The organism is Streptomyces sp. NPDC007095, from assembly GCF_040634475.1.
In the GTDB taxonomy this organism is placed as follows: Bacteria; Actinomycetota; Actinomycetes; order Streptomycetales; family Streptomycetaceae; genus Streptomyces.
Map to the genome: position 1 here is coordinate 31,242 of NZ_JBEYFS010000011.1, position 24,642 is coordinate 55,883.

The following is a 24,642-nucleotide window of genomic DNA, read 5'->3' on the forward strand; positions in this document are numbered from 1 at the left end:
ATGGGCCACGTCGTGCAGACCGCCGGTCTGGCGGTGCAGAACTTCGTCTCGGCCGCGGTCGGTATCGCGGTGGCCGTGGCGCTCGTACGGGGCCCCGTCCTCGTACTGCCGGGGGCGATACGTGTTACCCGAGGAGACCTCCGACCAGCTTGTCCGAGCCGCCGGAGGTGCCACCGCCGCCGCTCGAACCGCCGGAGGAGGTCCCGCCGCCCGAGCCGGTGCCGCCGGTGCTGGAGCTGCCGCCGCTGGACGTCGGGCCCGCGCTGGTGCTCGGGGCCTGGTGGACCGGCGAGGACTGCTGGGGCGGGGCCTGTCCGGTGCCCTGGGTCTCGCTGGGGCCGCTGGTGACCGTGCCGCCCGTCTCGCGGACCGCGGCACCCGGCGTGGTGGCCGCACCCGACGGCGAGGAGGAGCTGCCGTGGGTGGGCGCCTTGGCCGAGGCCGACGGAGTGGTGGCCTTCCGCTGGGGCGTGCCGGGCTCCTCGGGAAGCGGGGAACCGGGCAGCTCGTTGCGCGGGGCCTCGCCCGGTCCCGGCACGACCACGCGGTCGGCGTCACGGACGGCGCCGCCGAGGAGCGAGCCGATGAGGAGCGTGAGGCCGACGACGATGGCCGAGACGAGCGCGCCGCGGCGCAGCACCCGGTGCCGCAGCTCCCAGATGTCGGCGCGGGGCCCGAGCGTGCGCCAGGCCTCGCCCGCGAGGCGTCCGTCGACGGAGTAGACGGGGGCGCCCGCGATGATCAGCGGGGACCAGGCGGCGAGGTAGATGATGTCCGGCGCGTCGTACGCGGGGACCGTCTTCCAGCTGACGGTGACGATGAGCGCGGCCGACAGCATCGCGCCGACCACGGCGGCGACCCGCTGCCACAGTCCGAGCACCGTGAGGACGCCCACGATGACCTGGAGGAAGGCGATGACGAGGCCGGAACCGACGGGATGCTGGAGCGCGAACTGGCGCAGCGGCTCGGCGACGTCCCAAGGGTGCAGTGTGTTCAGCCACTTGACCATGGAGCCGCGTTTGCCGCCGTCGAAGTAGACGGGGTCGCAGAGCTTGCCCATGCCGGCGTAGATGGAGATGAAACCGAGGAAGACACGGAGCGGGAGCAGCACCACGCCGAGGTTCATCCGGCGCCCGGGGTAGTAGGCGTGCCGGACCGGGTCCGAGCCGTGCCGCCTGGTCGGTGTGCCGCCGCCGCCGTCGCCGTCGTCGGGGCCCTCCGCCGCGAACTGCCCGCCCGTGTAGCGCGGTTCGTCGTAGGCACTGTCCACGCTGCGCATGTTCGGCAGCAGCCGGGTCCCCGCGGAGTCGTGGTCGTGGCCGCGCTGGCTGCCGACGAGGGGCGCCTCGACCGTCTCGACGGTCAAGTCGCCCGCGTAGCCCAGGTGTTCGTCGAGGCGGGGGATCACCTGGGTGGCGCCGGCGTCGCCCGTCGGGTCCACGGCGCCGTGGCGCACGCTGGTGCTGCGCACGGCCTGCAGAAGGCGGTGGGCGCCGGTGTCGTCGGGGTCGGACCGCCCGCTCCAGACGACGGGCGCGCGGCGGCGGGCCCCGGCGGCCGGGCCGCCCGCTCTGCCCGCCGTACCGACGGCGGGGATCCGCGCGGTGTCGTCGGTGCCGCTCAAGTGCCGTGCGACGCGCGAGGATGGGCTCCGCGTCGCGCCGCCTAGCTGCACGCGGAAGCTCGCATGATTGACGATGACCTGCGCCGGATCGCTCGGCACCTTCACCATGCTCAGCGCGGGAGCGTCGTCGAATCCCGACGACCGGTCCCCCGTGGGTGTGCGGGGTGTTCTGGTGTCCACACTCATCTAACCGAGTGATGTGTGTTTAGGACACTGCTTTGACTGCGCCGATCTGTCCGGACCGCGTCAAGGTCATCCCGAACATCCCGATTGCCCCACGGGGGTGACTCACTCAGACGTCCGCTCAGACGTCTGTTCAGACGGCTGTTCAGATATCCGTTCGGACGTCCGCTCAGACGCGTCGGCGCGAGGCCTCGTACAGCACAACTCCCGCCGCGACACCGGCGTTCAGCGACTCGGTGCCGCCCGGCATCGGAATCCGCACCCGGAAGTCGCAGGTCTCGCCGACCAGTCGGGACAGGCCCTTGCCCTCGCTGCCGACGACGATGACGACGGGACCGCCGAGGGCCTCCAGATCACCGACCTCGACCTCGCCGTCCGCGGCGAGTCCGACCACGACGAGGCCGGCCTTCTTGTACGACTCGAGGGCCCGCGTCAGGTTGGCGGCGCGGGCGACGGGCGTACGGGCGGCGGCACCGGCCGACGTCTTCCAGGCGCCGGCGGTCATGCCGGCCGCGCGCCGCTCGGGCACGACGACGCCGTGGCCGCCGAAGGCCGAGACGGAACGGACGACGGCACCCAGGTTCCGGGGGTCGGTCACGCCGTCGAGGGCGACGATCAGCGGGTCCTGGCCCTCGTCGTACGCGGCGGCCGCGAGGTCCTCGGGGTGCGCGTACTCGTACGGCGGGACCTGGAGGACGAGACCCTGGTGGTTGAGTCCGTTGGTCATGCGGTCGAGCTCGGGGCGCGGGGCCTCCATGAGGTGGATGCCGCCGCGCTCACCGGCGAGCTGGAGCGCCTCGCGCACCCGCTCGTCGTTGTCGATGAACTGCTGCACGTACAGCATCGACGCGGGCACGCCCTCGCGCAGCGCCTCCACGACCGAGTTGCGTCCGACGACCATCTCGGACGTGCCCTTGCCGCCGCGCCCGCGCGGGGCGGGACGGCGTGCGATCTGCTTCGCCTTGGCGCCCGCGATGCGGTTCTTCTTGTGCCCCTTGCGCATCTCGGCGGGCGGGGTGGGGCCCTTGCCTTCCAGGCCCCGGCGTCGCTGGCCGCCACTGCCGACCTGCGCGCCCTTCTTGCCGGACATGCGGCGGTTGTTAGCGGCCATGACCTACCTGTCTGTGTGAGGCGAGCGTGCGTACGCACTTGAAGTGTCGTATATGCAGTGTGCCGCCCGGAGGCCCGGGCGGCACAATCGATCAAGGCCGGGGGCATCGAGGAGCCCCCGGGAAAGCCCCGAGGGGGGCCGCTCAGCGAGGGCCGAGCGTCCAGCGCGGCCCCTGCGGGCCGTCCTCGATGACCAGGCCGGACTGGTTGAGCTGGTCGCGGATGGCGTCCGCGGTGGCCCAGTCCTTGCGGGTGCGGGCGGCCTCCCGCTGGTCGAGGACCATCCGGACCAGGGTGTCGACGACGCCGTGCAGATCCTCGCCGCGGTCACCCTCGCCGGCCCACTGCTCGTCGAGCGGGTCCAGGCCGAGGACGCCGAGCATGGCCCGCACCTCGGCGAGGCGGGCGACGGCGGCTTCCTTGTCGTCGGCGGCCAGGGCGGAGTTCCCCTGTCGCACGGTCGTGTGCACGATGGCGAGCGCCTGCGGGACGCCCAGGTCGTCGTCCATGGCCTCGGCGAAGGCGGGCGGCACCTCGGCGGCGGGCTCGACGACGCCCCCCGCCTTCTCGACGACCCGCTGCACGAAGCCCTCGATGCGCGCGAACGCCGATTCGGCCTCGCGCAGGGCCTCTTCGCTGTACTCGATCATCGAGCGGTAGTGCGGGGTGCCGAGGTAGTAGCGCAGCACGATCGGACGCCACTGCTTGACCATCTCGGAGACGAGTACGGAGTTGCCCAGGGACTTCGCCATCTTCTCACCGGCGATGGTGACCCAGGCGTTGTGCACCCAGTACGAGGCGAACTCGTCGCCGAAGGCCTTGGCCTGCGCGATCTCGTTCTCGTGGTGCGGGAAGATCAGGTCGATCCCGCCGCCGTGGATGTCGAACGCGGTGCCCAGGTACTTGTGGGCCATGGCGGAGCACTCCAGGTGCCAGCCGGGCCGGCCCCGTCCCCACGGTGTCTCCCAGCTCGGCTCGCCCGGCTTCACGGCCTTCCACATGGCGAAGTCGCGCGGGTCCCGCTTGCCGGTCTCGCCGACGCCGGACGGCTGCTGGAGGTTGTCCAGCTCCTGGTTGGACAGCTGCAGGTACCCGGGGAAGGACCGCACGTCGAAGTAGACGTTCCCGTCCGCCTCGTACGCGTGCCCGCGCTCGATGAGCCCGCGCATCATCTCCACCATCTCGGTGATGTGCCCGGTGGCCCGCGGCTCGTAGGTGGGCGGCAGGCAGCCGAGCGCGGCGTACCCGTCGTTGAACGCGCGCTCGTTCTCGTACCCGATCGACCACCAAGGGCGGCCCTGGTCCGCCGACTTGGTGATGATCTTGTCGTCGATGTCGGTCACGTTGCGGATGAACGTGACGTCGTACCCGCGGTACTCGAACCAGCGGCGCATGATGTCGAAGTTGAGGCCCGAGCGGATGTGCCCGATGTGCGGTGCGGCCTGCACGGTGGCGCCACACAGGTAGATCGAGACACAACCCGGCTTGAGCGGGGAGAAGTCACGGATCTGCCGGGCGCTGGTGTCGTACAGACGAATGGTCACCACTCCAGGGTAGTGGGCCCCGGGGAGTGCCCCGCGACCTTCCCTCGCAAGGAGGACGTATTCGTGACATCTGCGGGCGGCCACCGCCCTCTCGACACCACCGGCACCGGCACCCCGGCCCCGGCGCTGGGGCCGACGCGCGTCAGGGCGTGCGGGCCACCAGGGCCGTGGCGATCGCCATCAGGCCCTCGTCGCGGCCCGGGAAGCCGAGGCCGTCCGTCGTGGCGCCGGAGACCGACACCGGTGCCCCGACCGCCTCGGAGAGGATCTTCTGCGCCTCGTCCCGTCGCTTCCCGATCTTCGGGCGGGGCCCGACGACCTGGACGGCGACGTTGCCGACGGTGAAGCCCGCCGCGCGGACGATCCGCGCGGCCTCCGTCAGCAGCGTGACCCCGGACGCGCCGGCCCACTCGGGCCGCCCGGTCCCGAAGTGGGCGCCGAGATCACCGAGCCCCGCCGCCGAGAACAGCGCGTTGCAGGCGGCGTGCGCGACGACGTCCGCGTCGGAGTGCCCGGCGAGCCCCGGCCCCTCGCCCTCCCACAGCAGCCCGGCGCACCACAGCTCCCGCCCCTCTTCGAAGGCGTGGATGTCGGTACCGATGCCGACCTGCGGCAGCACCACGGGGACCGGTGCGGGTGACTCAGAAGCCATCGTTGGCCCTCCTGCGCGCGAGGACCGCCTCCGCGAGGACGAGGTCCAAAGGACGCGTCACCTTGAACGCCTCCTCGTGCCCCGGCACGACCACCACCCGCTCCCCGAGCTGCTCGACCATGCTCGCATCGTCGGTCACGTTGTCGGTGACGGTCTCGTGGGCGCGGACGAGAGTGGCGCGGTCGAACCCCTGCGGCGTCTGCACGGCCCGCAGCCGCGCCCGCTCGGGCGTGGCGACCACCGGCTCCGGCATCCCCGGCTCGCTCGCCGGCTCGACCTGCTTGACGGTGTCCGCGAGCGGCAGCGCGGGTACGACGGCGGGCGCGCCGTCGCGTACGGCCTCGATGACGGCGTCGACCGTGTCGACCGGCACGAGCGGGCGGGCCGCGTCGTGCACGAGGACGATGTCGATGCCGGGGGGCAGCGCGTCGAGCCCGTACTTCACGGACTCCTGGCGGCTGTCCCCGCCGGGGACGACAAGGAAGTCGGTGCGCTCGGGCAGCGCGTGCGTGTCGAGCAGCGCCTTCACCTCGGCGGCACCGTCGGGCGGGGCCACGACGACGACCAGCGACACCGCGCGGGAGGCTGCCATGGCGCGCACCGCGTGGACGAGCATGGGGGTACCGTTCAGCGCGCGAAGCGCCTTGGGGGCGCCCGGACCGAGGCGCACGCCCCGTCCGGCGGCCGGAATCACGGCCGCCGTGCGGCCTCCGGACAGCGAGGAGCGCGAATCGTCAGACATCGGTTCCTGTCAGGTTTGTGTACTCGGCGTGCTTGGGTATGGCCTGGGCGTGCCCCTTGCTCGAGCGAAGCCGAGAGCTCGGGGCAGTGCCGGGCGCGAGCCCTGACCGGACCCTTCCGTGACATCCGGTCGAGCAAGCTGTCCGGGCCCGGCACGCCAAGTATCGGGGACGCGGGTATCGACGCGGGTATCGGGGACGCAGGCGTCACATGGGACGCAGGCGTATTCGATGCCACACGTTTCCGAAATTGCGCGGGTACGAACATACCCGGGTACGAACATGCCGCAGCGCCCGGCGACAGCCATCGCGTGGAGCGACGGTAATTACGTCATCGGGCACCGCGGCATTTCATTGCGCAGCTGTGCGGCCTTGTGTGGACGTCGGGACGACCGCCGGGTGAGCGGCCACCGTCTCGACGACTGCCTGCGTCAGGACGCGAGAACCTCGTCGAGCAGAGCCTCGGCCTTGTCCTCGTTCGTGTTCTCCGCGAGGGCGAGCTCGCTCACCAGGATCTGCCGGGCCTTGGCGAGCATGCGCTTCTCTCCGGCCGAGAGTCCACGCTCGCGCTCACGACGCCACAGGTCACGCACGACTTCCGCGACCTTGATGACGTCGCCGGAGGCGAGCTTCTCCAGATTTGCCTTGTAACGACGAGACCAGTTCGTGGGCTCCTCGGCGTACGGCGCACGCAGCACCTCGAAGACCCGGTCCAGCCCATCCTGACCGACCACATCACGCACGCCGACGAACTCCGCATTGTCCGCTGGCACACGCACCGTCAGGTCGCCCTGGGCGACCTTCAGCACCAAGTAGGTCTTGTCCACGCCTTTGATCTGGCGAGTTTCGATGGCCTCGATCAGCGCGGCCCCGTGATGGGGATAGACCACGGTGTCGCCAACCTTGAACGTCATGTGACAGGTACCCCTTCCGTGGCTATCCAGGGTAACACGGAAACGGCGTCTTCTGAATGGCGTTTTCGCAGGTCAGGGCATATCTCGGGGCTTGACAACCGCGACAGGAACGTGCTGCGAAGGGGGAGCGGAAGAGGGTATTCGCAGGTGGGAGCGGCTGTTCAGGGCAAGAGAAACGCGTACGTTACACACACCGGACGTTCCTGACCAGGGTCTGAACATCCCGGTTTGTCCCGCTCCAGGAGCTCGACTTCCGCTACTCCGTTCGGTGAGCGGAGTCGGGTACGAGACGAATCCGGAATTGATCACGGGCCGCACCGATCTGCCGATGATCAATTTTCCGGACCGCCGCGGATTCCTTACCGGAAAACCCCAAGCGGATCTCGTCGCTACTCTCACGGCAACTCGTACAGCCGCTTATGTGAATGGCGGACGAACAGAAGCTCAAAGTAGCTGATGAGGCGGACCGGAACCACCCGAGGACCGGGGCGCACGAGCGCCGCAACGGGGCTCGCGGGGGCCAAGGGGCGGGTCGGGTGCGGCGGCGTGGGAACGGCTCGGTAACCTAAGGCCGCTGACAGACCCCTTAGGGCGGCTTTACACCGGAGCCGCCCTGCTTCGCCCACGTTCAAGGAGTTGCCGCCGCCGTGAGCAGCAGCCTTCGACGCGGCACTCTCGCCGCCGCCGCCATCGCGTTCTCGATCGCCTCGCTCGCCGCGTGCGGCGCCGGCAACAACGCACAGACGCTGGGGGTCAAGCCGGACAACGCGGCGACCAGCGTCGGCGACATCAAGATCCAGAACGCCCTCGTCATCACCCAGCCCGACACGACGTCCACGGGCCCGGCGGTGGTCTCCGCGACCGTCTTCAACAACGGCCGCACCCCGCAGACCCTCGACTCGGTCAAGATCGGCGGCGACGGCGTCGCCCAGATCACGCCCGCCAAGGGCGGCGGCAAGCTGACCATCCCCGCCGGCGGCCACGTCATCCTGGGCGGCGAGGGCAACGCCTCCGCGGCCCTGAGCAACCCCGGTGCGGCCGTCAAGGACGGCAACGCCCAGCCGATCACCTTCACCTTCAGCAAGACCGGTGACGTGAAGCTGCGCGCGTTCGTCGTCCCGGCCGAGAGCTACTTCACCAAGTGGGGCCCCACCACCATCCCGGCGGCGCCCGGCGCGACGGCCACCGGCTCCGCGACCTCCTCGAAGTCGCCGAAGGCCTCGAAGTCACCGAAGACCTCGCCGTCCGACTCCGTCTCGGGCACGCCCACCGACGCGGCCTCGGCGAGCGCGACGGCCACCGCGTCGGCCTCCGGCCACTGACGGGCACTGCAAACATCTAGGGCGGGAACCTTGGTTATCGGTTCCCGCCCTTGGCGGTTCTGAGCTTTACGGCTCGAACTTTTGGCGCACCCTCAAGGGGATTCCTGCTTCACCGCATCGCGCCCGGATCGTTCCAGGTCTTACCAACGCTCCACAGACGTTTAGCCTCTCCGTCCACCCGACGGCGAGGGTTACTTACCGTAGCAGTTTGGCGACTTAGGGTTCAAACTTGTAGCCGAGGCCACGCACCGTGACCAGGTACCGCGGCGCGCCCGGGTCCGGCTCGATCTTGGCGCGCAGACGCTTCACGTGGACGTCCAGCGTCTTGGTGTCGCCCACGTAGTCGGCCCCCCACACCCGGTCGATGAGCTGCATACGGGTCAGCACGCGGCCCGCGTTCCTGAGCAGCATCTCCAGGAGGTCGAACTCCTTCAGGGGCAGGTCGACCTTGGAACCGGAGACGGTCACCACGTGGCGGTCGACGTCCATCCGGACGGGACCGGCCTCGAGAGCGGCCGGGGTGACCTCCTCCGGCTCCCCGCGGCGACGCAGGACGGCCCGGATGCGGGCGACCAGTTCGCGGGAGGAGAAGGGCTTGGTGACGTAGTCGTCGGCTCCTATTTCCAGCCCGACGACCTTGTCGATCTCGCTGTCCTTGGCGGTGACCATGATCACCGGGACGTTGGAGCGGCCGCGCAGCTGGCGGCAGACCTCCGTACCGGGCAGCCCCGGCAGCATCAGGTCGAGGAGGACGAGGTCGGCGCCGTTGCGCTCGAACTCGTCGAGTCCGTCGGGCCCGGTGGTCGCGATGGCGACCTCGAAGCCCTCCTTGCGGAGCATGTACGACAGGGCGTCGGAGAAGGACTCCTCGTCCTCGACGACGAGCACACGGGTCACGGAAGGACCTCCGGAGCGGGAAGCGGTTCATACGGGGATGCGACGGTGGTCGTCCCGTCGGGCTGCCCGTTCTCGTCCTCATCGTCGAGTCCGGGCATGTCGTGGTCGATCCCGCGGTCGCGGGCCGCGGCAGCCTCCGGCAGCCGCAGGGTGAACGTGGAGCCCTGACCCTCGGAGCTCCACACCGTGACCTCCCCGCCGTGCGAGGCGGCCACGTGTTTGACGATCGCGAGACCGAGACCTGTACCGCCGGTCTGGCGGGAACGGGCCGGGTCGACGCGGTAGAAGCGCTCGAAGACGCGCTCCCGGTCCTTCTCCGAGATGCCGATGCCCTGGTCGGTCACGGCGATCTCGATGAGGTCTCCGCCAGGCGCGGTCACCCGGCGCGCGGCTATGCCCACCCGGGTGCGGGCGGGCGAGTAGTTGACGGCGTTCTCGACGAGGTTGCCGAGGGCGGCGGCCAGCTGGCCCCGGTTCCCCCAGATGCTCAGGTCGGCGGTGCCGCCGGCGGCCATGGTGATCTGCTTGGTGCCGGCCTGGTGGCGGCACCGGTCGATGGCCTCGGCGACCAGCTCGTCCGCGCGGACCGGCTCGGCGTCCTCGAGGGGATCGTCGTTCTGCACCCTCGACAGGTCGATGAGCTCCTGGACGAGGTTGGTGAGCCGGGTGGCCTCTATCTGCATACGTCCGGCGAAGCGCTCGACGGCCTCCGGATCGTCCGAGGCGTCCATGACGGCCTCGGAGAGGAGGGAGAGCGCGCCGACGGGCGTCTTGAGCTCGTGGCTGACGTTCGCGACGAAGTCGCGCCGTACCGCTTCGATCCGCCGCGCCTCGGTGAGGTCCTCGACGAGGAGCAGCACGAGCCGGGAGCCCAGCGGGGCGACCCGCGCGGAGACGGCCAGGGCCTCCCCCCGTCCGGTTCCCCGCCTCGGCAGATCCAGCTCGACCTGGCGTATTTCCCCGTCGCGGCGGGTGTCGCGGGCCATCTGCATCATCGGCTCGACGGCGAGCTTGCCTCCGCGCACCAGCCCGAGGGCATACGCGGCGGAGCTGGCCTTGACGACGGCGTCTGCCTCGTCGAGGACGACGGCCGAGGACCGGAGCACGGAGAGCACCGTGTCGACGCCCGGCGGAAGCACCGGGTCCGTGTGCAGAGATGTGCGGGTGGGGCGTTTCTGGTCGCGCTCGCTCCAGCGGAACGCCAGCATGGCGATGACACCGGTGAGCACTCCGGCGATCGCTGCCGCTGCGGCGACCGCCGCGTTCACGTCCATGCCCCCAGGTTAGGCACGTCGTCACGCCAGGCCACAGCCATCGGAGTGCGACCTCGAACACTCGTCGCCCAGAGTTCACCCAGGAGCCAGGGATGGTTCATTTGGGGTGACTGAAACGGACGCGTACGGGCCGGAACGTGGGAGCGTGGGGTTCACGGGGCCCGTCCGGCGGTCCGTCCGGCGGGCAGCCCGGCCCCCGGGCCCCAAGGTGACGTAAGAGAGGGACAAAGCAGATGCGTGACGCGTACCACGAGGAACTTGACTCGATCGGCGACGGCCTGGTCGAGATGGCCCGGCTCGTCGGGTCGGCGATCGGGCGCGCCACCACGGCCATCCTCGACGCCGATCTGAAGCTGGCCGAGAGCGTGATCGCGGCCGACCAGAAGGTCGACGATCTCCAGCACGAGCTCGAAGCCCGCGCGATAGCCCTGCTGGCCCGCCAGCAGCCGGTGGCGACGGACCTGCGTATCGTCGTCACCTCGCTCCGCATGTCCGCCGACCTGGAGCGCTCCGGCGACCTGGCCCAGCACGTGGCGAAGCTGGCCCGGCTGCGCTTCCCCGAGCGGGCGATCCCGCACGACCTGCACGCCACGATCCTGGAGATGGGCCAGCTCGCACAGCGCCTGATGGCGAAGGCGGCCGAGGTGATCATCACGAAGGACGTCGACCTGGCGCTCCAGCTGGAGCAGGACGACGACGAGATGGACCTGCTGCACCGCACGCTCTTCCAGCACCTGCTGGACGACCGCTGGAAGCACGGCATCGAGACCGCCGTCGACGTCACCCTGCTGGGCCGTTACTACGAGCGCTTCGCCGACCACGCGGTGTCGGTGGCCAAGCGTGTGGTGTACCTGGTGACGGGTGAGCACGCGGACGAGCTCCAGCCCGACATTCAGCCGGTCACGGGGGCGGAGGGCGTCTGAGGTCCGGGAGTACCGGGGACTTCCGTCTCACTCCAGGGGCGCGGGCGAGCCTCAGTGCGCCGTTGATGCGCCCAGTGGAGCGGGCATGCAATGGGGGTAGGCACCCGCGCCTCGCCTAGGCGTATAGGCGTAGGCCCCCGGCCTCGATGCCTCATTGAGGCCTCATTGAGGAGGACACCATGGCCGATTCTCCCGCCACGCCCGACCCGACCCTGGACCGCGACACCGACCAGCCCGCCGACATCAAAAGCCTCCCGCTGTTCGGCGCCTGCGGCTGCGGCTCCGGCTGCGGCTGCGGCTGCCAGTCGGGCAACCCGTGCCAGTGCGGCTGATCACGTAGCCCCACCCAGAGGGGCCCCGTCACCACGACGGGGCCCCTTCTGCATGCGGCCGCCAGGCCTGAGGACCCGGCAGGACCCCCGGTACACGACCAAGCCCCCTGCCCGCGGAGGAAACCGCGGACAGGGGGCTTGGCGGGGCAGGGTTGCTTCTTCTTGCCCTGGGTCTTGTCGGGGATCTTGATGAGCCGGGTTTTCGCAGCTCAGGAGTGGTGTCCTAGAGCGCCTGGCGGTCGTCGTTGGTCGTCCTTGGCCACTGGTGAGCGGCCTCGGACGGCCCAGGGACGGCCCAGCCATGTACCCGCTGCTGAGCACTCGCGCCACCTCGAAGACACGGCGGAACGACGGTCACTCGTAGAGCGTTGCGGCCATAAGTGCCTGAGCGAAGTACGTCCAGTTGCCACCCGGCGGCAAGGTCTCGCCCTGATATCGCTCGTACCAAGACGGCCCAGCGTCTGCCACCCACGCAGCCAACGCTTCGAGAAACTGCTCCAGAGTGGGGTTCTCCCACTTCTCCCCGCGTTGACGGTAGTCCTCCGTGAGCCCCGTCAGGAAGGCAACGAAAGCTTCCTGGCTGGCGATTGACTCGTCTGCTCTCAGCGGCGATGACATGCGGCTCACCGTACGAGTCGGCCATCCGTAGACCTGGGGAAACGGCAGGTACCCACGTGGCACAGCTCTGGAGCGACCTCTTCGTCCCGAGCGCTCGGCTGGGCGGTCATTGAGGTCTGGTCGGCTGGTCGGTCGGCCATCGTCGGTTGTTGACGCTCGGCTGCGGTCGTGGTGCTTGCTGTACTCCACTGCTGTACAGCGGTCACGGGATCAGGAAAGCCGCCCGGCCTCGTAAAGCGCGTCGAAAGCCATCTCGTCGACGGCCGAGACTCGGTCCCGATCGGCGTAGCGGAACCACGCCTTCTCGGCGATCTCCCTCGACGGGGTCAGCTCACCGCGATGATCGGCGGTGTAACAGATCATCCGGAAGGGGCCGTGATCCGGATGGCCCTCGCCGATCTCGAAAGTGCCGAAGTGCACCATGGAACCGGGGTCGATCGCCACCTGCAGTTCCTCGTCGATCTCCCGCACCAGGGTCTCGCCGTCGGACTCGCCCGGCTCACGATGACCGCCCGGGAAGTAGAAGCGATCTCTGCCGTGACTACGCGTCACCAACACCCGGTCGTCCCGAACCAGGATCCACGCCACCTTCTCCGGCACACCGTTGCCATTCGCCATGGCTCGGGACCGTATCGGAGGCCATCGTTTGCGTCAGCACCGTCCGCACACCGAGCTTGGGAAGCCGAGGTGTTCTGGGACGGGTTGCCCGGTCGACCTGTGGTGGAGTGGTGCCGGCGCCCAGCTGACCGCCGACTTGGTGCCCGGTGTTCCCCGTGGTTCCCCGCACGATCTGGCACGGGTCTGGCACGGGTCTGGCACGGGTCTGGCACGGTATATAACTCTGTGGCCGCGGTACGGCGTCATGCTTGATGATCGAGCCCATGGATGCTGTCGTTCAGCGGGTGCGCACGTCGTGGACGAAGAAGTCGCGCGGCGGCTCCGAAGCTGCCCGGAGAAACGCTGCTCCAACGGTCTTCTTGCTGCCTCCGGGCTTGAGTTCTGCCGTCCAGGCCGATTCCTTCGAGCCTCGTATGCAGGTGCGGGATCTGTCGGCGCCCGGCGTGATCCCCGCGAAGTCGACGGCTTGCTGTACCCGCTCCTTCACAGATCCACATGAAGCTCTGTCTTCGCAGCCCCGTGACGCAGGACGACATGCGCCGGCCTGAACGGAAGTCCACGCAGTATCGGTTCCATGACCTTGAAGAGGGCTTCGGCGTCAGGCCCGTACGCGTACACCACGGCCTCACCCCCACCGAACTCGTCCCCATCCACCTCCCCAACTCCCGCTTCCCCGACCGCGGCCACCATGGCGCGTTCCGCGTGGAAGATCACTGCGCGCTCGGCACGCTCGCCGAACTCTTCGCCACTCAGCCGGAAGCGAGCGATGACAGCTTGCTCGGGGGCACTCGTTTCGGGGAGGTCGAAGATCGTGTCCATGCGCGACACGATCTCACCGCGGTCTGACATCGGAAGACCATCGCCCCTGGCCGCTTTGCACACGCGACCTCTGCTTTGTAAGCCTGGTGGTGCGGGACAGCGAAGGCAGGCAGGTCACGCCACGCACCGAGGTCCGTCGTCCAGCGGGGTATCTCGACTGCGGTGAACCATCGTTGACCGTGACTGAACGCACCATGTGGCACGGCTGTGGCACACGCGGCTTCGGCGGTCAGTAGCTTGATCGGCATGGCCACCCAGATAGTCACCTTGGTCGGCGTCCTCATCGGCGCCCTGACGTCCTACCTAGCGACGGCGATAGCCGAGCGGGCAAAGTTCCGACGCACGATGACTACCCGTTGGGATGAGAGGAAGCTCGATACCTACATCGAGTACATCTCATGCGTCAAAGAGATCATGAGAGCCGCCAGGGAAGCTTTGCGGGCTCGTGACCGGGAGGAGGACACAACCGGTGCGCTGGCGGAGATGGAGGCGATCGAGGCCAAACGATCGATCCTTTTCGAGAGCTTCATCCTGTTGAGCGATGAAGCTGCTGCCACTGCTGCCCACGTCGTCAATCAGCAAGCCTGGGATCTACTACGAGTGACACGCAATCCCGCCAACGGGGAGGCCGCCCTCGAGGAGGTTCCACTGGTCACGGCCCTGAACGCTCTTCATGCGGCGGCGCGAGCGGATCTTGCGATAGGGCGCGGCTAGCCAGCCTGATGGACGAGGGCGTACGGCCGGATTCGCAAGGTCGGCGGAGCTTTAATGGGCGAGTCAAGCGCCGCTGGGTGCGCTCAGTAGCCGAAGAAGTGAAGGGGCCGCTTCCTGACCTGCGGTCCCTCATTGGGTGAACGCTCTGACCTGCTGTCGAGCTGTCGACGGTTGTCAACGCTGGTCATCGTTGAGCGTCCTTTCCAGGCCCAGAGACGGCCCCGGGACTCCATGCCCGGGGTCGTCGCCAGTTTGGAAGATCGCGTATGTGCCTGGTGGCTGACCTGGTAAATCTCTGACCTGGTTCCGAACGGTTCGTGGCCGCGATTCCCTGCGATTCCCTGTGGCTGCCCTCCGGATCGGGCACGCAACCGGCGCGAGGCCCCGGGCGCATCAGAGGTCAGGTATGTCTCCCCCGTTGGCGCAGGCTCTCACCAGGCGAGGTTGCCGGGCCTTCTGGCGCCAGCTGGCCTGTCTGACCTCTGGCTACGCACACCATCACGTGCCCCGTCCGAAGCACGACAAGAAGCGAACCGATGGTTGCGTAGTAAAAGTAAGCCGAGTAAGCCCCCGATTCAGATATTGCCCAGTACAGGAAAAGAATAGAAAGGCCAACGGAACCGAACAAGTTGATTGCCAATAGCGGCCACCCCGAGTCTGTTTTGGCCCGGTTGAGCCGCTGCCACGTTGTTCGTGGAACGTGAGTAGGGTGTGGGCTGAAACGGTGCTTGAGCTCGCCACTGAAAGATCGTTGTGCCATAGCGTTGTATGGAACAGCGGAAAGCATCCTGTGCACAAGATGTGCAGAGATTTGGTTCCCCGCCGGGTCGGTGGAGTCTCAATGGCCGAGTCAAGGGCCTCTGCTGGGCCGCTGTGCTGTCAGGCGTCGTGGTCGGCGGCCTCTGCGAGCAGGTCCATGGCGTCGTTGTGGAAGCGGCGCTCGGCGTCGCGGCATGGGGCGTTGAAGAAGGCTCGTTGGGCTTCGGCAAGATCGCAGTTCAGCAGGCCCATGGTCACGAATACCGCTTCCACGCCGTGGCACCCGTTGTCCTTGAGGAACTGTTGCAGTGCGTCCGTGTCGCCGGTGGCCTCCCAGACGGGCCGGCCGGTTTCCTGCATGGCGGCGATGCGCGCTGATCGTTCCGCGTCGAAGCCCACTGGACCCACCTTCCTGGTTTGGCCCGCAGGCTATCGCCAGGTAGGCGGGGTGGGGAGAACATCAAGGCCCTCGCGGAGTACCTCGGCCACTCGGACCCAGGCCTGACACTACGGGTCTACGCCCATCTCATGCCCTCCAGCCGGGAACGTACGAGCAAAGCTGTGGCCGGCGTCTACCACCGCCGCCCGCACCCCGGGCCCTGACATCCGTGCGCAGTCCGGCAAGAGGCTCGGACTTGTCATCGGGGAGGGAATCCATGGACTCGACGGACGACGTCATCGACTTGATCCACCTGGCCGACCGGCCGGGTACCAGCGGGCACAGCGTCTCCGTGCGCGTTCTGGGACGCTCACAGCCCGGCAACCTGTTCGGCCACGGCTTCCTCGAATGCGAGATCGTCATCGTGGCGGAGTCCCTCAGCGCCACCTTTTCGGTGACCCTCCTCCCTGAAGATCTGGAGGACTGGGACGACACCTTGGCGACCCTGGAAACCCGGCGATTCGCCATGTGGCTCACCTCGGGGCGGACACCGTCGTTGAAGTTCAAGCCTGACGGCCACGACCGGATGTCGGTGTCGGCCCACGACGGACCCGCCTCCGGAGTCACTGACACCGTCCCGCTGTTCTCGCTGCCGACGGGTTGGGTCAGCAAACAGCGCGACCTGCTCGCCCAGGTGCACGAGGTCTACCCCCGCGAAGTCGTAGAGACGTCGCCCGGTGCCTACGAGTGGCGCCGGGACAACGACGCCTGACGGCCCAGCCGAGCAGCTGACGGCCCAGCCCCACCAAAAAGCCCCCGCCCCGCGAGAAACTCGCAGGTCGGGGGCTTACTGGTGTCGCGTTACTTCTTCTTGCCCTGGGTCTTGCCGGGGATCTTGGTGAGCTGGGTTTTTGCTGGTCAGGGGTGGTGGGCCCGTGCGCCTGCTGGTCGTCGTTGGTCGTCATTGGCTGCTGTTGAGCGACCTCGGACGGCCCAGGGACGGCCCAGCGATGAGGGAGCCGCTCCCCTGCTGCACCGGGCTATCGTGCCGTCGTGACAAGCGCGACGAAGCATCCCCTCGTTTTCCTTGACGTCGACGGTCCACTGATCCCGTTCGGGTCGTCGTCCGGGCGCCCACAGGCCACTGCCGCCGACGCATCGACGTCTGGAGATCAAGGAAACCCACTGCTGACGCGACTCGACCCTGAGCTTGGATCGCGCCTCACCGCCCTGGGATGTCATCTCGTCTGGGCTACGACCTGGATGGAGGAGGCGAACGAGGTCATCTCCCCACGCATCGGACTGCCGAGGCTGCCCGTGGTGGAGTGGCCAGCCTCCTACGCCGACGAGGGCCCGCGCGGCTTGCACTGGAAGACCCATCACCTCGTCGAGTGGGCCAACGGCCGACCGTTCATCTGGGTCGACGACGAGATCAGCGCTATGGACCGCCTGTGGGTCGATGCCAGTCATTCTGGGCCGTCGTTGCTCCATCGCGTCGACCCGGCCAAGGGCCTCATGGACGCCGACTTCGCCGCGCTCGCCGACTGGCTCCGTCTCGTCATACCGAGATGAGCACCGCATTAGGAGTTCGATCTACACCCGCCCCTAGCGCGGTCGTTGGCTGGTCCGACGGTCGTCCAGGGGTGCCGCTGTATGCCGCCGTCCGGCCTCGTTGATGTCAGCCGTGGATGTCAGAGGGCTCTGGCATCCTGCGCCAGTGAGAATGACATGGGCCGCCTTCTGGGCGCTGATAGCCACCCTGAACGGCAAATCCACGCAGGCGAGTTGCCAGCGCCTGGCCGAGGAGCTGGGCCGCCGTTCCGTCCCCGACATCATCGGCTTCGCGGAACGACATGCCGAGGCTCTCTACCGCCTGGACCAAGAGAAATTCGGGATGCTTCCCGTTGCCGACATGACGGGCCGGAACGGCAGCCCCTTCCCACAGTCTGCCGACGGGTTCCTGTACGCCCGTTGCGCTGTCGTCGCCGCAGGACAAGCCGTATGGGAAGGCGTCTTCTTCGACGTTGACAAGTTCGCCCCGTACACCGCCACCGAGTTTGACGGGGAGTGGTTGCTGTACGTGCCGGATCGGGCATACGAACTCGCTACCGGGAAGGAGTGGGACCGCTCAACCCGGTACTGCCTCGAGAGCTACTCCAACAGGGATGGATGGCCGAACCTGGGGAGCTGAGGTGGACTGCCGCTTGATGGGGACCTCGTAGGTCGGTCCTCCTGGCGCCGGGGCGTTGTCAGTGCTGCTTGCTAGTTTGCCTAGTGGAGTGAGACCGGTCAGAGAACCTTCGAGGTCCGCGGTCAAGGGGGGTGGGCACAAAGGTCCCCGGGAGCCACCTCGGGACTATGTTGCAGGCCGTGGATCCCCACCCCCCTCATCCTCCACGAGGCAAGCGGCCGGCACCGTGATCCCATCACGCTTTCCAACTGTGGTGGTGCTCCCGGGACCCTCGGACGGGGCCGTTCACCTGCGTTCATGAGCGGTCGGTCGTGAGAGCGGACACCGGCGGCGGCCCCGCCTGAACGGCTGTGACCGGCGCTGAATGAGACGGAAACTGAGACGGTCCGGCCAGTTGCCAAGCCGCCCGGTGGGTGGCGTGACCTTGTGATCCGTAGCTCTAGCGCGATCGGTCAGCGGGGTCATACCGGCCGCTGGGCGGGCCCGGAGGGACGCTACCGTGCGGGGGCGGTTACTAGGGTTGCGGTACCTGGCTGCTGTACCGCACGATCCAAACGGGGTGACCATGGAACGGCATGTGCTGGAATCGGTGTTGATCGGTGATGACGAGGCATCCGTGATAGCTCTGGCCGCCCTCCGCAGCGGCGCCCCCTACTCGGTGGAGGAACGGGTACAACCCACTGGTGTGCATGCCGGAGTCTTCAGTCGCCGACTTCAGCGCATGCGGATGCGCGGATTCGAACCTCCTGGCCTGGAGCGAGCAGTGCAGCTCATCAGGGAATATGGCCAGCCTGTGCGCACAGCGCTGATCGATCCTGACAATCGGACACGGTTCACCCTGCTCTTCCTCACCGAGGACGGCAGCGCACTCGTGGCCTGCGTTAGCTGGCCACTGCCGCTGGTTGCCAGGAAGCCACCGCTTTAGGAGCGAGGGTGGGTAATCACATGCGTGACCTGCGGATTCCCTGGCTTGGCCAGAGTCCGGCGAGTTCACCCCTGCGGACCCCGGTTCCCCGTGAGTCCCCGTCTGTTCTGGCGCGAGAGTGGCACGGCCAGGTGCCAGCCTGAAAGCGGAGGGACATCAGTTCGGCGGAACTGCCGTCGGTGACGCCTGGTGCGTCGAGATGCCTCCTGGGGTCAGAACGGCGGGTCGTCGGAGTAGCCATCCGCCCAGGGGTGATCCATCGGTTCGGGACCCGAGATCCGTGGGTCGGGTAGGGGGCCGGGCTCTACACCCCATGTCACGAGGCACTGCTTGGCGAGGTATCGGTAACCCCGGTACTCGCTGGTGCTTAGCGTGGTGCGTACCAGCGGCACGAACTCCGGGATGTGTACGGCCAGCTCAGGCGCGGCGAGCGTCATCGCAGCTGCGTGCACCGCAGCTTCCCGGATCAGAAGGTCCGCATCAGCAAGGTACGGCCGCGCCGCCTCGTAGATCAGCGGGAGGATGGCACGTACCGCGGCGACATCGTCAGGTTCTCCCGGGCCGTCTTCGTCGTACGTCGCGTCGTCGACGAGGTCACCTAGCCATTGCAGGAGTGCCGCGCGAATAGGCCGGCGGCGCTCCTCGTGGAAGTAGACCCCCGAGGTCATCGTTCGGGAGTGGCCAAGGATGGTGATGACGAAGCGAGCGGCCGGGGCGGTGGCGCCATAGATGCTGTTCTGGTGGGTTACGGCCTGACTGAGGTTGTGTACGGCGGTTCGCTGAACATCCTCGTCGTCATCCAGCAGCCCTGCCAGAATGACGGGGGTCGCCGGGGCTACGTTAGGGCAACAGTGTTCGACGCTGCTCCAGTCCGTCTCCAGGAGGAGCGCCCAGGGGTCGATTGCCCCGCTGCCATCATTGATTGTCACGGGTCCAAGTGTGGCCTGCGGGCCATAGATTGGGCACGTGAGGGGCACGAGAGTCAGGGGGCACGATGAACGAAGATGAGATGGCGCGGGCAGTGGCTCAGGGGCTGCATCAGTACCGGGAGGAACGTAGAGCCGAGGAACGTCGTCTCTACGTGAAGCGCGGGTTGGTCTCCATCGGCGCTCTCCTTGTCTTCTGCCTCTTTGTTCTGGGTAGCTTCGGCAAGCTTGGCTGAGGAAGAGTCGGCCTCACCCGCCTTCTACCTTCACCCACCACTCACCCCAGCTCCCATCCCGTACGCCGTCGACCCACACACCGTGGAGCGGGCGTGGTTCATGGCGTCCAGGTGGAGCGCGCCACTGTACGAACGACCTGGACGCCATGGGCCGCGTCTGCTCGGCTCTGCCTGGGTCGATGGCGTACGGGATGGGAGCACCCCGCGCTCGCCACTACGGACCCGCGGTCAGGAACGGCGCCCCCTCCATCCCGGTGCCGGCCGATCCCCCGCCGGAGGCATCGTCTTGACCGTGGCCGGTGCTCTGCGGTGATCGCCTCATGGCCTTCGGTCCTGTCCACGTGTGGGCGCGCGTCGGCGCAGCCCGCGCGGAGCGGGCCGGAGGCAGGAGCGGCGCGCGGAGCGGAGCCGGGAGCGCGCCCGGCGGAGCGGAGCGCAGCCGGGGCTTGAACCAGTAGAGAAAGTTGTAACTCAGTACTCGGTGTGGCGCTTGAAGTCATATGCGCAGGCAGGGAGTTCAAGGCGTCGACGGTGTGCCAGGGGTAGGAAGAGCGCTGGTCGGGCTGTCCAAGTGATGCGTGTGCCGCCTTGGTTGATCGTGACCGTGCAGGGTTCCGAGCACAGGAGGGCTCTTCTCGTTTCGATGCGGCCCTCGTACAGCCATTCCCAGGCTTCGTCGGAGGCTCTGGAGTCCAGCGCTGGCGTGATGGTGCGCAGTGCGATCGCTATCCAGCGGTCTGCCTGTCCGGCCGAGTGGGCGTCAAACGAGCTGTGAAAGGTCGGCTGCTCTGTCTTGGTGAGGTCTTCGGTCCAGCATTCGCACCAGAAGCCGCGGGTGTATCCGTTCACGGGGTCGCTCCCGGCGGGTAGGCCACGAGGACGTAGCGCGTGTTCTCGTCGTGCAGGGTGAGTTGGTAGGCCGTGCCCGTGGTCAGGTAGGCGAGGGCTCGTTCGTGTTCGGTCTCGTCCCTGAGCCAGTAGCGGCCAGGCTGGGCGTATGCCATGTCGAGTTGGTCCGTGACGTTCCTCGTGCGTTCGCGAAGCCATCGCACCGCGAGACGGGGGCTTGTCGCATCGTGTGATCCCAGGAGGATCGAGTGGGTCTCGTGCAGCGGGTAGGCCGTGGCCCAGCAGCGGTACGCGCCGCCTTGCCCCGCCGCGGCTAAGCCCTCGGGAGTGGTCGACGTCAGCACGGGCGGCCTCCCGGGCGGATGCTCGTGAAGAGTTCCGCGGTGACCGTGTGGCCGACCTCGCTGTCGTGGACCACGATCCGGTGTGCGATCGCGCTGACCATGCCCAGGCCTCGCCCGTGTGTGGCGTCGTGGTCGGCGTGCTCGGCCTTCGGCGCCGTCCCCGTGCCGCCGTCGTCCGTGACCGACAGGGCAACCACCTGCGACGAGACCGCGAGAGCCAGATGGAAGCTGCCCGACTGCTGTCCGCTGGCGGTGTGCAGGATCGCGTTCGCGCTCAGCTCGCTCACGATCAGTTCGGCGTCCTCGGCTAACGGTGAGCCGCGCAGGATGTCGCGGGTCCAGCGTCGGGCCCTGCTGACCTCTTCGGGGAAACCTGGGCAAGTGAGGCCCCATACCCGCGCCGTGCTCGTATACTCGTGCATACAAGTTCCTTCGTGCTGGTAGGCCGCCATGTGCAGCGGGTTCGGGCTAGACGAGTTTCACGCCGTCGTGGGCGCGGATGGCCGGCGGGGACGCCGCGTCGAGTGCGTCCAGGACGCGGATCGCGTATGCCTCGTCGGCGAGGTCGGTGACTTCTTCGCGGGTGGCCCAGCGCAGCGCGTAGGTCTCGTCCCCGGTGGTGGGTGTGCCGTCGGCGGCCTCGCAGCGGAAGACCAGAGAGACGATCAGGCCCGTCATGTTCTTGTAGACGCCGGTGAGGGTCGCGGGAAGCGCGATCTTGATTCCGGTTTCTTCGAGGACTTCGCGCTGAAGGGCCTCGGGGAGGGTTTCCTCCCGCTCGACGATGCCACCTGGGGGTTCCCAGTGACCGTTGTCGCGACGTTTGATCAGCAGGGCTCGGCCCTGGTCGTCGACAATGACTCCGGCAACGCTCACGGAGTGCGGGCGGTCAGTGGTCACGTTCCTCGGCCTTCTCGGATGGCTAGGCTCTCCACCGTAGCAACAACACTCGCCCACTCGTCTAGATACCTAAAGGAGTACTCGTGACCTCACTCCCGACCAGTCTGCTCGGCGATCTGGATCCCACGAGCGATCGTGCGGTGTTCCGGCAGATCGCCGACCAGCTGCGCGAGGCCATCGACCGTGGGCGATTCAAGGAGGGCGAAAAGCTCCCCTCGGAAGCTGAGCTCGTCGAGCACTACGGAGTGTCCCGGATGACCGTCCGGAACTCCTTCTCCATCCTCCAGGGCGAGGGGCTCGTCCATGCCGAGCACGGGAAAGGCGTCTTCGTGCGACCACGGCCACCCGTGCGGCGGCTCGCCTCCGACCGGTTCGCCCGGCGCCACCGCGAACAGGGGAAGTCCGCGTTCATCGTCGAGGCCGATGCTGCTGGCAGTCATCCGCAGGTGGACAGCCTGGAGGTGAAGGAGGAGAAGGCCAGTCAGGACATCTCCACGCGGCTCGGCTCCGTACGGCGCGTGCTCGCCCGCCGGCGCCGGTATCTCCTCGACGGACGTCCGGTCGAGTTCGCCACCTCGTATCTCCCGCTCGACATCGCCCGGGACACCCCGATCGCCGAGCCCAATCCCGGTCCCGGCGGCATCTACGCCCGTCTTGAGGAGCTCGGTCACCGCCTCGACCACTTCGAGGAGGAGATTCGGGCCCGGATGCCCTCGCCGTCCGAGGTCAAGACGCTCCGGCTGGCTTCCGGCGTACCTGTGATCCACCTCATCCGCACCGCGTACGACACCGAAGGGCGGGCCGTGGAGGTCTGCGACACGGTCATGGCGGCGGACGCCTACGTCCTGTCGTACCAGCTCCCGGCGACGTGATCGGCGTGAGGAGCGGGTGATCTGCGGTGGTGCGCGGGGCCGCTTCCCGGAACTCGTACACGCCAACAGGCATACTCGTATAGACGAGTGGGCAAGTTGTGTGGCAGGGTGGTCATCGTTCCCGGAGATCGGGTTCGAAGACTGCATCTTGTATAGACGAGTAGATAGGAAGAACTCTTGCGCACCATCCGTGTGGAGACCTCGGCCGCAACGATCCTGCTGACCGAGGCGCCCGAGCCCAAGGTCCGCGACCGGCAGACCGGCGAGATCGCCAAGGACATCAACACCGGCGAGGCCCTGATGACGATCGGCGTCGTCTACATCGAGGAAGGGGAGTCCTCCCTCATCAAGGTCACCGTTCCGGAGAGCGGGGTGTCCGAGGGGCTCGCGCTCGGCGCTCCGGTCTCGCTGCCGGGGCTCGTGGCCCGGCCCTGGGAGAGCGTGTTCAACGGGCAGCAGCGGCACGGCATCGCCTACCGCTCCGCCGCCGTCACTCCGGCCGCGTTCCCGGCGGCCCTGGGGGCCACGGCCTGATGACGGATCTGGCAACGCTTCTGGAGGTGGGTGGTCCCCTCGCCGCGCTCGGCGGCGGGGCTGCCTACGCCCGGGCCAAGCACCCCGGCGTCTACTGGTCCACGGTCGGCCTGCCGATATCCACGGCCCGGCTGCTCAGCTCCTACAGCTCCGTCATGGAAGCCTGCGGCCTGACCGTGGCTCCCTCCCGGCTGCGGGTCCTGGCGGTCAAGGCCACCACTCGACGTGAGATCCGCCCCGTACCGCCGCGTCGGGGAATCATCCGGCCCACTTCGACCGGGTTACGGCTTCGTCTGCGGCTCGCCCCCGGGCAGGAACCCGCCGACGTCGCTGCCTCGGCCGAACGGCTGCGGCACGCCTGGGGCGTCCACGCCGTGTACGTCACGACCGTCAAGCCCGGTGTGGTCGAGCTGCGGCTCGTCGGCTTCGACGTGCTGCGGCGGGTACGGATGCCGCGCAAGGTCGATGGCGGGTTCCTCAAGGTGCCTGTGGCGCTGCGGGAGGACGCGACTCCCTTCGTACGGGACTACCGGACCGTGCCTCATCAACTGACCCTCGGCGCAACGCTGTCGGGCAAGTCCATGTACCTGCGGCATCTCTTCACCGGACTCGCCCCGCAACCCGTCGCCCTGGTCGGTATCGACTGCAAGCGCGGTGTGGAGCTGGCGCCGTTCGCCGCCCGGCTCTCGGCACTGGCCACCGACCCGGAACAGGCGGCCGAGCTGCTGCCCGTGCTCGTCAAGGAGATGGAGGACCGATACGACTTGATCAAGGCCCGGCAGGGGATCGCGCCGGACGCCCCCGACGAGGAGATCACCTCGGACATCTGGGGACTGCCTGAGCACGAACGCCCCGTGCCCATCGTGCTGTTCGTCGACGAGGTGGCTGAACTCTTCCTTGTCGCCTCGCGCAAGGACGAGGAACGGCGCGACGAGATGGTCACCCAGCTCATCCGTCTCGCCCAGCTCGGCCGCGCCGCCGGGATCTATCTGGAGGTCTGCGGGCAGCGCTTCGGCGCCGAGTTGGGCAAGGGGGCGACCATGCTCCGTGCCCAGTTGACCGGCCGTGTCTGCCACCGTGTCAACGACGAAGCCTCCGCCAAGATGGCGCTGGGCGACATCGCCCCCGAGGCCGTCTCCGCTGCGTGCGCCATCGCTCCCGAACGGCCTGGTCTGGCCGTGGCCGGTGACACCTCCGGCGGCTGGTCCCGCATCCGCACCCCGTATCTCTCCCTCGGCGACGCCGCCGAGATCTGCCGCGAGTGGGCCCACCTGGTGCCCGACCTGTCCGCGCTCAAGCGCTTCCGGCCCGACGTGCCCGTACGGCCCGTCGAGACTGCGACGGCCCCGGTACTCCAGCCGCGTCCCGTGACCGACTGACACTCGCCCCTCCCCATCCCGGTCGGCGTGACCGCCTCGCGCCAACTCCTTACCCCTGCCATGC

The 24,642-nt window shown here is 68.2% G+C and carries 29 protein-coding genes and 2 pseudogenes; 14 read left to right on the forward strand and 17 right to left on the reverse strand.

Annotated features, from left to right (window positions below; all coding sequences use genetic code 11):
- A pseudogene (locus ABZ656_RS06020) lies at window positions 1-93 on the forward strand (potassium-transporting ATPase subunit KdpA); the annotation flags it as partial.
- 31 nt (window positions 94-124) lie between these two features.
- Here the strand turns inward: ABZ656_RS06020 and ABZ656_RS06025 are convergent.
- The 6 genes from ABZ656_RS06025 to ABZ656_RS06050 form a co-directional block, all read right to left on the reverse strand.
- Window positions 125-1,804 carry a DoxX family protein gene (locus ABZ656_RS06025; protein WP_360265134.1) on the reverse strand — a complete coding sequence of 560 codons (1,680 nt, stop codon included), beginning with the start codon at window positions 1,802-1,804 and terminating at the stop codon, window positions 125-127.
- 172 nt (window positions 1,805-1,976) lie between these two features.
- The gene (gene rlmB / locus ABZ656_RS06030; protein WP_075026990.1) at window positions 1,977-2,918 is read right to left on the reverse strand and encodes a 23S rRNA (guanosine(2251)-2'-O)-methyltransferase RlmB; all 942 of its coding nucleotides are present in this window, start codon (window positions 2,916-2,918) and stop codon (window positions 1,977-1,979) included.
- Window positions 2,919-3,060: 142 nt separating this feature from the next.
- On the reverse strand, window positions 3,061-4,461 hold the full coding sequence (gene cysS / locus ABZ656_RS06035) for a cysteine--tRNA ligase (protein WP_101408003.1): 1,401 nt from the start codon (window positions 4,459-4,461) through the stop codon (window positions 3,061-3,063).
- Window positions 4,462-4,603: 142 nt separating this feature from the next.
- Complete coding sequence (ispF, locus tag ABZ656_RS06040) at window positions 4,604-5,113, reverse strand: 2-C-methyl-D-erythritol 2,4-cyclodiphosphate synthase (protein ID WP_101404319.1); 510 nt, start codon at window positions 5,111-5,113, stop codon at window positions 4,604-4,606.
- The gene (gene ispD, locus ABZ656_RS06045; protein ID WP_101404318.1) at window positions 5,103-5,855 is read right to left on the reverse strand and encodes a 2-C-methyl-D-erythritol 4-phosphate cytidylyltransferase; all 753 of its coding nucleotides are present in this window, start codon (window positions 5,853-5,855) and stop codon (window positions 5,103-5,105) included. Before ispD ends, ispF begins: the two co-directional genes overlap by 11 nt.
- A 429-nt stretch (window positions 5,856-6,284) precedes the next feature.
- Window positions 6,285-6,767, reverse strand: coding sequence for a CarD family transcriptional regulator (locus ABZ656_RS06050; RefSeq protein ID WP_003953493.1), 483 nt, complete (start codon window positions 6,765-6,767; stop codon window positions 6,285-6,287).
- A 647-nt stretch (window positions 6,768-7,414) separates the two neighbouring features.
- On the opposite strand from ABZ656_RS06050, the gene ABZ656_RS06055 reads away from it, so the two are divergent.
- A complete protein-coding gene (locus tag ABZ656_RS06055; protein ID WP_101404317.1) occupies window positions 7,415-8,089 on the forward strand; it encodes a DUF461 domain-containing protein in 675 nt (224 codons plus the stop codon).
- A 216-nt stretch (window positions 8,090-8,305) separates the two neighbouring features.
- Here ABZ656_RS06055 and ABZ656_RS06060 read toward each other — a convergent pair whose 3' ends face one another.
- Both ABZ656_RS06060 and ABZ656_RS06065 read right to left on the reverse strand, forming a co-directional pair.
- Window positions 8,306-8,986 carry a response regulator transcription factor gene (locus tag ABZ656_RS06060; RefSeq protein WP_009340348.1) on the reverse strand — a complete coding sequence of 227 codons (681 nt, stop codon included), beginning with the start codon at window positions 8,984-8,986 and terminating at the stop codon, window positions 8,306-8,308.
- Window positions 8,983-10,260, reverse strand: coding sequence for an ATP-binding protein (locus ABZ656_RS06065; protein WP_360265004.1), 1,278 nt, complete (start codon window positions 10,258-10,260; stop codon window positions 8,983-8,985). The genes ABZ656_RS06060 and ABZ656_RS06065 overlap by 4 nt, the downstream gene beginning before the upstream one ends.
- A 233-nt stretch (window positions 10,261-10,493) precedes the next feature.
- Here ABZ656_RS06065 and phoU point away from each other — a divergent pair, with 233 nt between their 5' ends.
- Both phoU and ABZ656_RS06075 read left to right on the forward strand, forming a co-directional pair.
- Window positions 10,494-11,183 carry a phosphate signaling complex protein PhoU gene (gene phoU, locus ABZ656_RS06070; RefSeq protein ID WP_067371613.1) on the forward strand — a complete coding sequence of 230 codons (690 nt, stop codon included), beginning with the start codon at window positions 10,494-10,496 and terminating at the stop codon, window positions 11,181-11,183.
- 179 nt (window positions 11,184-11,362) lie between these two features.
- The gene (locus ABZ656_RS06075; protein ID WP_167552125.1) at window positions 11,363-11,515 is read left to right on the forward strand and encodes a hypothetical protein; all 153 of its coding nucleotides are present in this window, start codon (window positions 11,363-11,365) and stop codon (window positions 11,513-11,515) included.
- A 354-nt stretch (window positions 11,516-11,869) separates the two neighbouring features.
- On the opposite strand, the gene ABZ656_RS06080 is transcribed toward ABZ656_RS06075, so the two are convergent.
- The 3 genes from ABZ656_RS06080 to ABZ656_RS06090 form a co-directional block, all read right to left on the reverse strand.
- On the reverse strand, window positions 11,870-12,133 hold the full coding sequence (locus tag ABZ656_RS06080) for a hypothetical protein (protein ID WP_360265009.1): 264 nt from the start codon (window positions 12,131-12,133) through the stop codon (window positions 11,870-11,872).
- Window positions 12,134-12,343: 210 nt separating this feature from the next.
- A complete protein-coding gene (locus ABZ656_RS06085; protein WP_360265012.1) occupies window positions 12,344-12,751 on the reverse strand; it encodes an NUDIX domain-containing protein in 408 nt (135 codons plus the stop codon).
- Window positions 12,752-13,234: 483 nt separating this feature from the next.
- Window positions 13,235-13,570, reverse strand: coding sequence for a hypothetical protein (locus ABZ656_RS06090; protein ID WP_360265015.1), 336 nt, complete (start codon window positions 13,568-13,570; stop codon window positions 13,235-13,237).
- Between the two features lie 246 nt (window positions 13,571-13,816).
- On the opposite strand from ABZ656_RS06090, the gene ABZ656_RS06095 reads away from it, so the two are divergent.
- On the forward strand, window positions 13,817-14,284 hold the full coding sequence (locus ABZ656_RS06095; protein WP_360265018.1) for a hypothetical protein: 468 nt from the start codon (window positions 13,817-13,819) through the stop codon (window positions 14,282-14,284).
- Between the two features lie 879 nt (window positions 14,285-15,163).
- Here ABZ656_RS06095 and ABZ656_RS06100 read toward each other — a convergent pair.
- A complete protein-coding gene (locus ABZ656_RS06100) occupies window positions 15,164-15,442 on the reverse strand; it encodes a hypothetical protein (RefSeq protein WP_360265021.1) in 279 nt (92 codons plus the stop codon).
- A 51-nt stretch (window positions 15,443-15,493) separates the two neighbouring features.
- Between ABZ656_RS06100 and ABZ656_RS06105 the strand changes: the two are divergent.
- The 5 genes and pseudogenes from ABZ656_RS06105 to ABZ656_RS06125 all read left to right on the forward strand — a co-directional run.
- Window positions 15,494-15,646: pseudogene (locus ABZ656_RS06105) on the forward strand (integrase); the annotation flags it as partial.
- Between the two features lie 53 nt (window positions 15,647-15,699).
- Entirely contained in the window at window positions 15,700-16,194 is a 495-nt protein-coding gene (locus tag ABZ656_RS06110) for a DUF5959 family protein (protein WP_360265024.1), read from the forward strand.
- Window positions 16,195-16,475: 281 nt separating this feature from the next.
- A complete protein-coding gene (locus ABZ656_RS06115) occupies window positions 16,476-16,994 on the forward strand; it encodes an HAD domain-containing protein (RefSeq protein ID WP_360265027.1) in 519 nt (172 codons plus the stop codon).
- 151 nt (window positions 16,995-17,145) lie between these two features.
- Window positions 17,146-17,613 carry a DUF4240 domain-containing protein gene (locus ABZ656_RS06120; RefSeq protein ID WP_360265030.1) on the forward strand — a complete coding sequence of 156 codons (468 nt, stop codon included), beginning with the start codon at window positions 17,146-17,148 and terminating at the stop codon, window positions 17,611-17,613.
- 565 nt (window positions 17,614-18,178) lie between these two features.
- Window positions 18,179-18,538, forward strand: coding sequence for a hypothetical protein (locus tag ABZ656_RS06125; protein WP_360265033.1), 360 nt, complete (start codon window positions 18,179-18,181; stop codon window positions 18,536-18,538).
- A gap of 212 nt (window positions 18,539-18,750) precedes the next feature.
- Here the strand turns inward: ABZ656_RS06125 and ABZ656_RS06130 are convergent, their stop codons facing one another.
- Window positions 18,751-19,467, reverse strand: a complete 717-nt coding sequence (locus ABZ656_RS06130) for a hypothetical protein (RefSeq protein ID WP_360265036.1) — start codon at window positions 19,465-19,467, stop codon at window positions 18,751-18,753.
- 65 nt (window positions 19,468-19,532) lie between these two features.
- On the opposite strand from ABZ656_RS06130, the gene ABZ656_RS06135 reads away from it, so the two are divergent.
- Window positions 19,533-19,700 (forward strand): hypothetical protein, encoded by a 168-nt coding sequence (locus ABZ656_RS06135; RefSeq protein ID WP_360265039.1) that lies wholly within the window; start codon window positions 19,533-19,535, stop codon window positions 19,698-19,700.
- A 471-nt stretch (window positions 19,701-20,171) separates the two neighbouring features.
- Here the strand turns inward: ABZ656_RS06135 and ABZ656_RS06140 are convergent, their stop codons facing one another.
- The 4 genes from ABZ656_RS06140 to ABZ656_RS06155 all read right to left on the reverse strand — a co-directional run bounded on the left by ABZ656_RS06140 (window position 20,172) and on the right by ABZ656_RS06155 (window position 21,769).
- Window positions 20,172-20,549 carry a hypothetical protein gene (locus ABZ656_RS06140; RefSeq protein ID WP_360265042.1) on the reverse strand — a complete coding sequence of 126 codons (378 nt, stop codon included), beginning with the start codon at window positions 20,547-20,549 and terminating at the stop codon, window positions 20,172-20,174.
- Window positions 20,546-20,704, reverse strand: a complete 159-nt coding sequence (locus ABZ656_RS06145; RefSeq protein WP_360265045.1) for a hypothetical protein — start codon at window positions 20,702-20,704, stop codon at window positions 20,546-20,548. Before ABZ656_RS06145 ends, ABZ656_RS06140 begins: the two co-directional genes overlap by 4 nt.
- Before the next feature lie 182 nt (window positions 20,705-20,886).
- Window positions 20,887-21,315, reverse strand: coding sequence for an ATP-binding protein (locus ABZ656_RS06150; protein ID WP_360265048.1), 429 nt, complete (start codon window positions 21,313-21,315; stop codon window positions 20,887-20,889).
- Window positions 21,316-21,361: 46 nt separating this feature from the next.
- Window positions 21,362-21,769, reverse strand: a complete 408-nt coding sequence (locus ABZ656_RS06155) for an NUDIX domain-containing protein (RefSeq protein WP_099946510.1) — start codon at window positions 21,767-21,769, stop codon at window positions 21,362-21,364.
- Between the two features lie 107 nt (window positions 21,770-21,876).
- Here ABZ656_RS06155 and ABZ656_RS06160 point away from each other — a divergent pair, with 107 nt between their 5' ends.
- From ABZ656_RS06160 to ABZ656_RS06170, 3 genes are all read left to right on the forward strand, one after another.
- Window positions 21,877-22,665 carry a GntR family transcriptional regulator gene (locus ABZ656_RS06160; RefSeq protein ID WP_010985167.1) on the forward strand — a complete coding sequence of 263 codons (789 nt, stop codon included), beginning with the start codon at window positions 21,877-21,879 and terminating at the stop codon, window positions 22,663-22,665.
- A 177-nt stretch (window positions 22,666-22,842) separates the two neighbouring features.
- Window positions 22,843-23,199, forward strand: coding sequence for a hypothetical protein (locus ABZ656_RS06165; protein WP_360265051.1), 357 nt, complete (start codon window positions 22,843-22,845; stop codon window positions 23,197-23,199).
- On the forward strand, window positions 23,199-24,578 hold the full coding sequence (locus ABZ656_RS06170; RefSeq protein ID WP_360265054.1) for an FtsK/SpoIIIE domain-containing protein: 1,380 nt from the start codon (window positions 23,199-23,201) through the stop codon (window positions 24,576-24,578). Before ABZ656_RS06165 ends, ABZ656_RS06170 begins: the two co-directional genes overlap by 1 nt.
- Window positions 24,579-24,642: the final 64 nt, after the last annotated feature.

Bases quoted from the DNA above. Each gene is read 5' to 3' on its own strand.
- ABZ656_RS06110 (WP_360265024.1), top strand. From the start codon at position 15,700: ATGGACTCGACGGACGACGTCATCGACTTGATCCACCTGGCCGACCGG.
- ABZ656_RS06075 (WP_167552125.1), top strand. From the start codon at position 11,363: ATGGCCGATTCTCCCGCCACGCCCGACCCGACCCTGGACCGCGACACC.
- ABZ656_RS06125 (WP_360265033.1), top strand. From the start codon at position 18,179: ATGGAACGGCATGTGCTGGAATCGGTGTTGATCGGTGATGACGAGGCA.
- ABZ656_RS06065 (WP_360265004.1), bottom strand. From the start codon at position 10,260: ATGGACGTGAACGCGGCGGTCGCCGCAGCGGCAGCGATCGCCGGAGTG.
- ispF (WP_101404319.1), bottom strand. From the start codon at position 5,113: ATGGCTTCTGAGTCACCCGCACCGGTCCCCGTGGTGCTGCCGCAGGTC.
- phoU (WP_067371613.1), top strand. From the start codon at position 10,494: ATGCGTGACGCGTACCACGAGGAACTTGACTCGATCGGCGACGGCCTG.
- ABZ656_RS06120 (WP_360265030.1), top strand. From the start codon at position 17,146: ATGACATGGGCCGCCTTCTGGGCGCTGATAGCCACCCTGAACGGCAAA.
- ispD (WP_101404318.1), bottom strand. From the start codon at position 5,855: ATGTCTGACGATTCGCGCTCCTCGCTGTCCGGAGGCCGCACGGCGGCC.
- ABZ656_RS06135 (WP_360265039.1), top strand. From the start codon at position 19,533: ATGAACGAAGATGAGATGGCGCGGGCAGTGGCTCAGGGGCTGCATCAG.
- ABZ656_RS06080 (WP_360265009.1), bottom strand. From the start codon at position 12,133: ATGTCATCGCCGCTGAGAGCAGACGAGTCAATCGCCAGCCAGGAAGCT.
- ABZ656_RS06050 (WP_003953493.1), bottom strand. From the start codon at position 6,767: ATGACGTTCAAGGTTGGCGACACCGTGGTCTATCCCCATCACGGGGCC.
- ABZ656_RS06095 (WP_360265018.1), top strand. From the start codon at position 13,817: ATGGCCACCCAGATAGTCACCTTGGTCGGCGTCCTCATCGGCGCCCTG.
- ABZ656_RS06150 (WP_360265048.1), bottom strand. From the start codon at position 21,315: ATGCACGAGTATACGAGCACGGCGCGGGTATGGGGCCTCACTTGCCCA.
- ABZ656_RS06090 (WP_360265015.1), bottom strand. From the start codon at position 13,570: ATGGACACGATCTTCGACCTCCCCGAAACGAGTGCCCCCGAGCAAGCT.
- ABZ656_RS06145 (WP_360265045.1), bottom strand. From the start codon at position 20,704: ATGGCATACGCCCAGCCTGGCCGCTACTGGCTCAGGGACGAGACCGAA.
- rlmB (WP_075026990.1), bottom strand. From the start codon at position 2,918: ATGGCCGCTAACAACCGCCGCATGTCCGGCAAGAAGGGCGCGCAGGTC.
- ABZ656_RS06170 (WP_360265054.1), top strand. From the start codon at position 23,199: ATGACGGATCTGGCAACGCTTCTGGAGGTGGGTGGTCCCCTCGCCGCG.
- ABZ656_RS06085 (WP_360265012.1), bottom strand. From the start codon at position 12,751: ATGGCGAATGGCAACGGTGTGCCGGAGAAGGTGGCGTGGATCCTGGTT.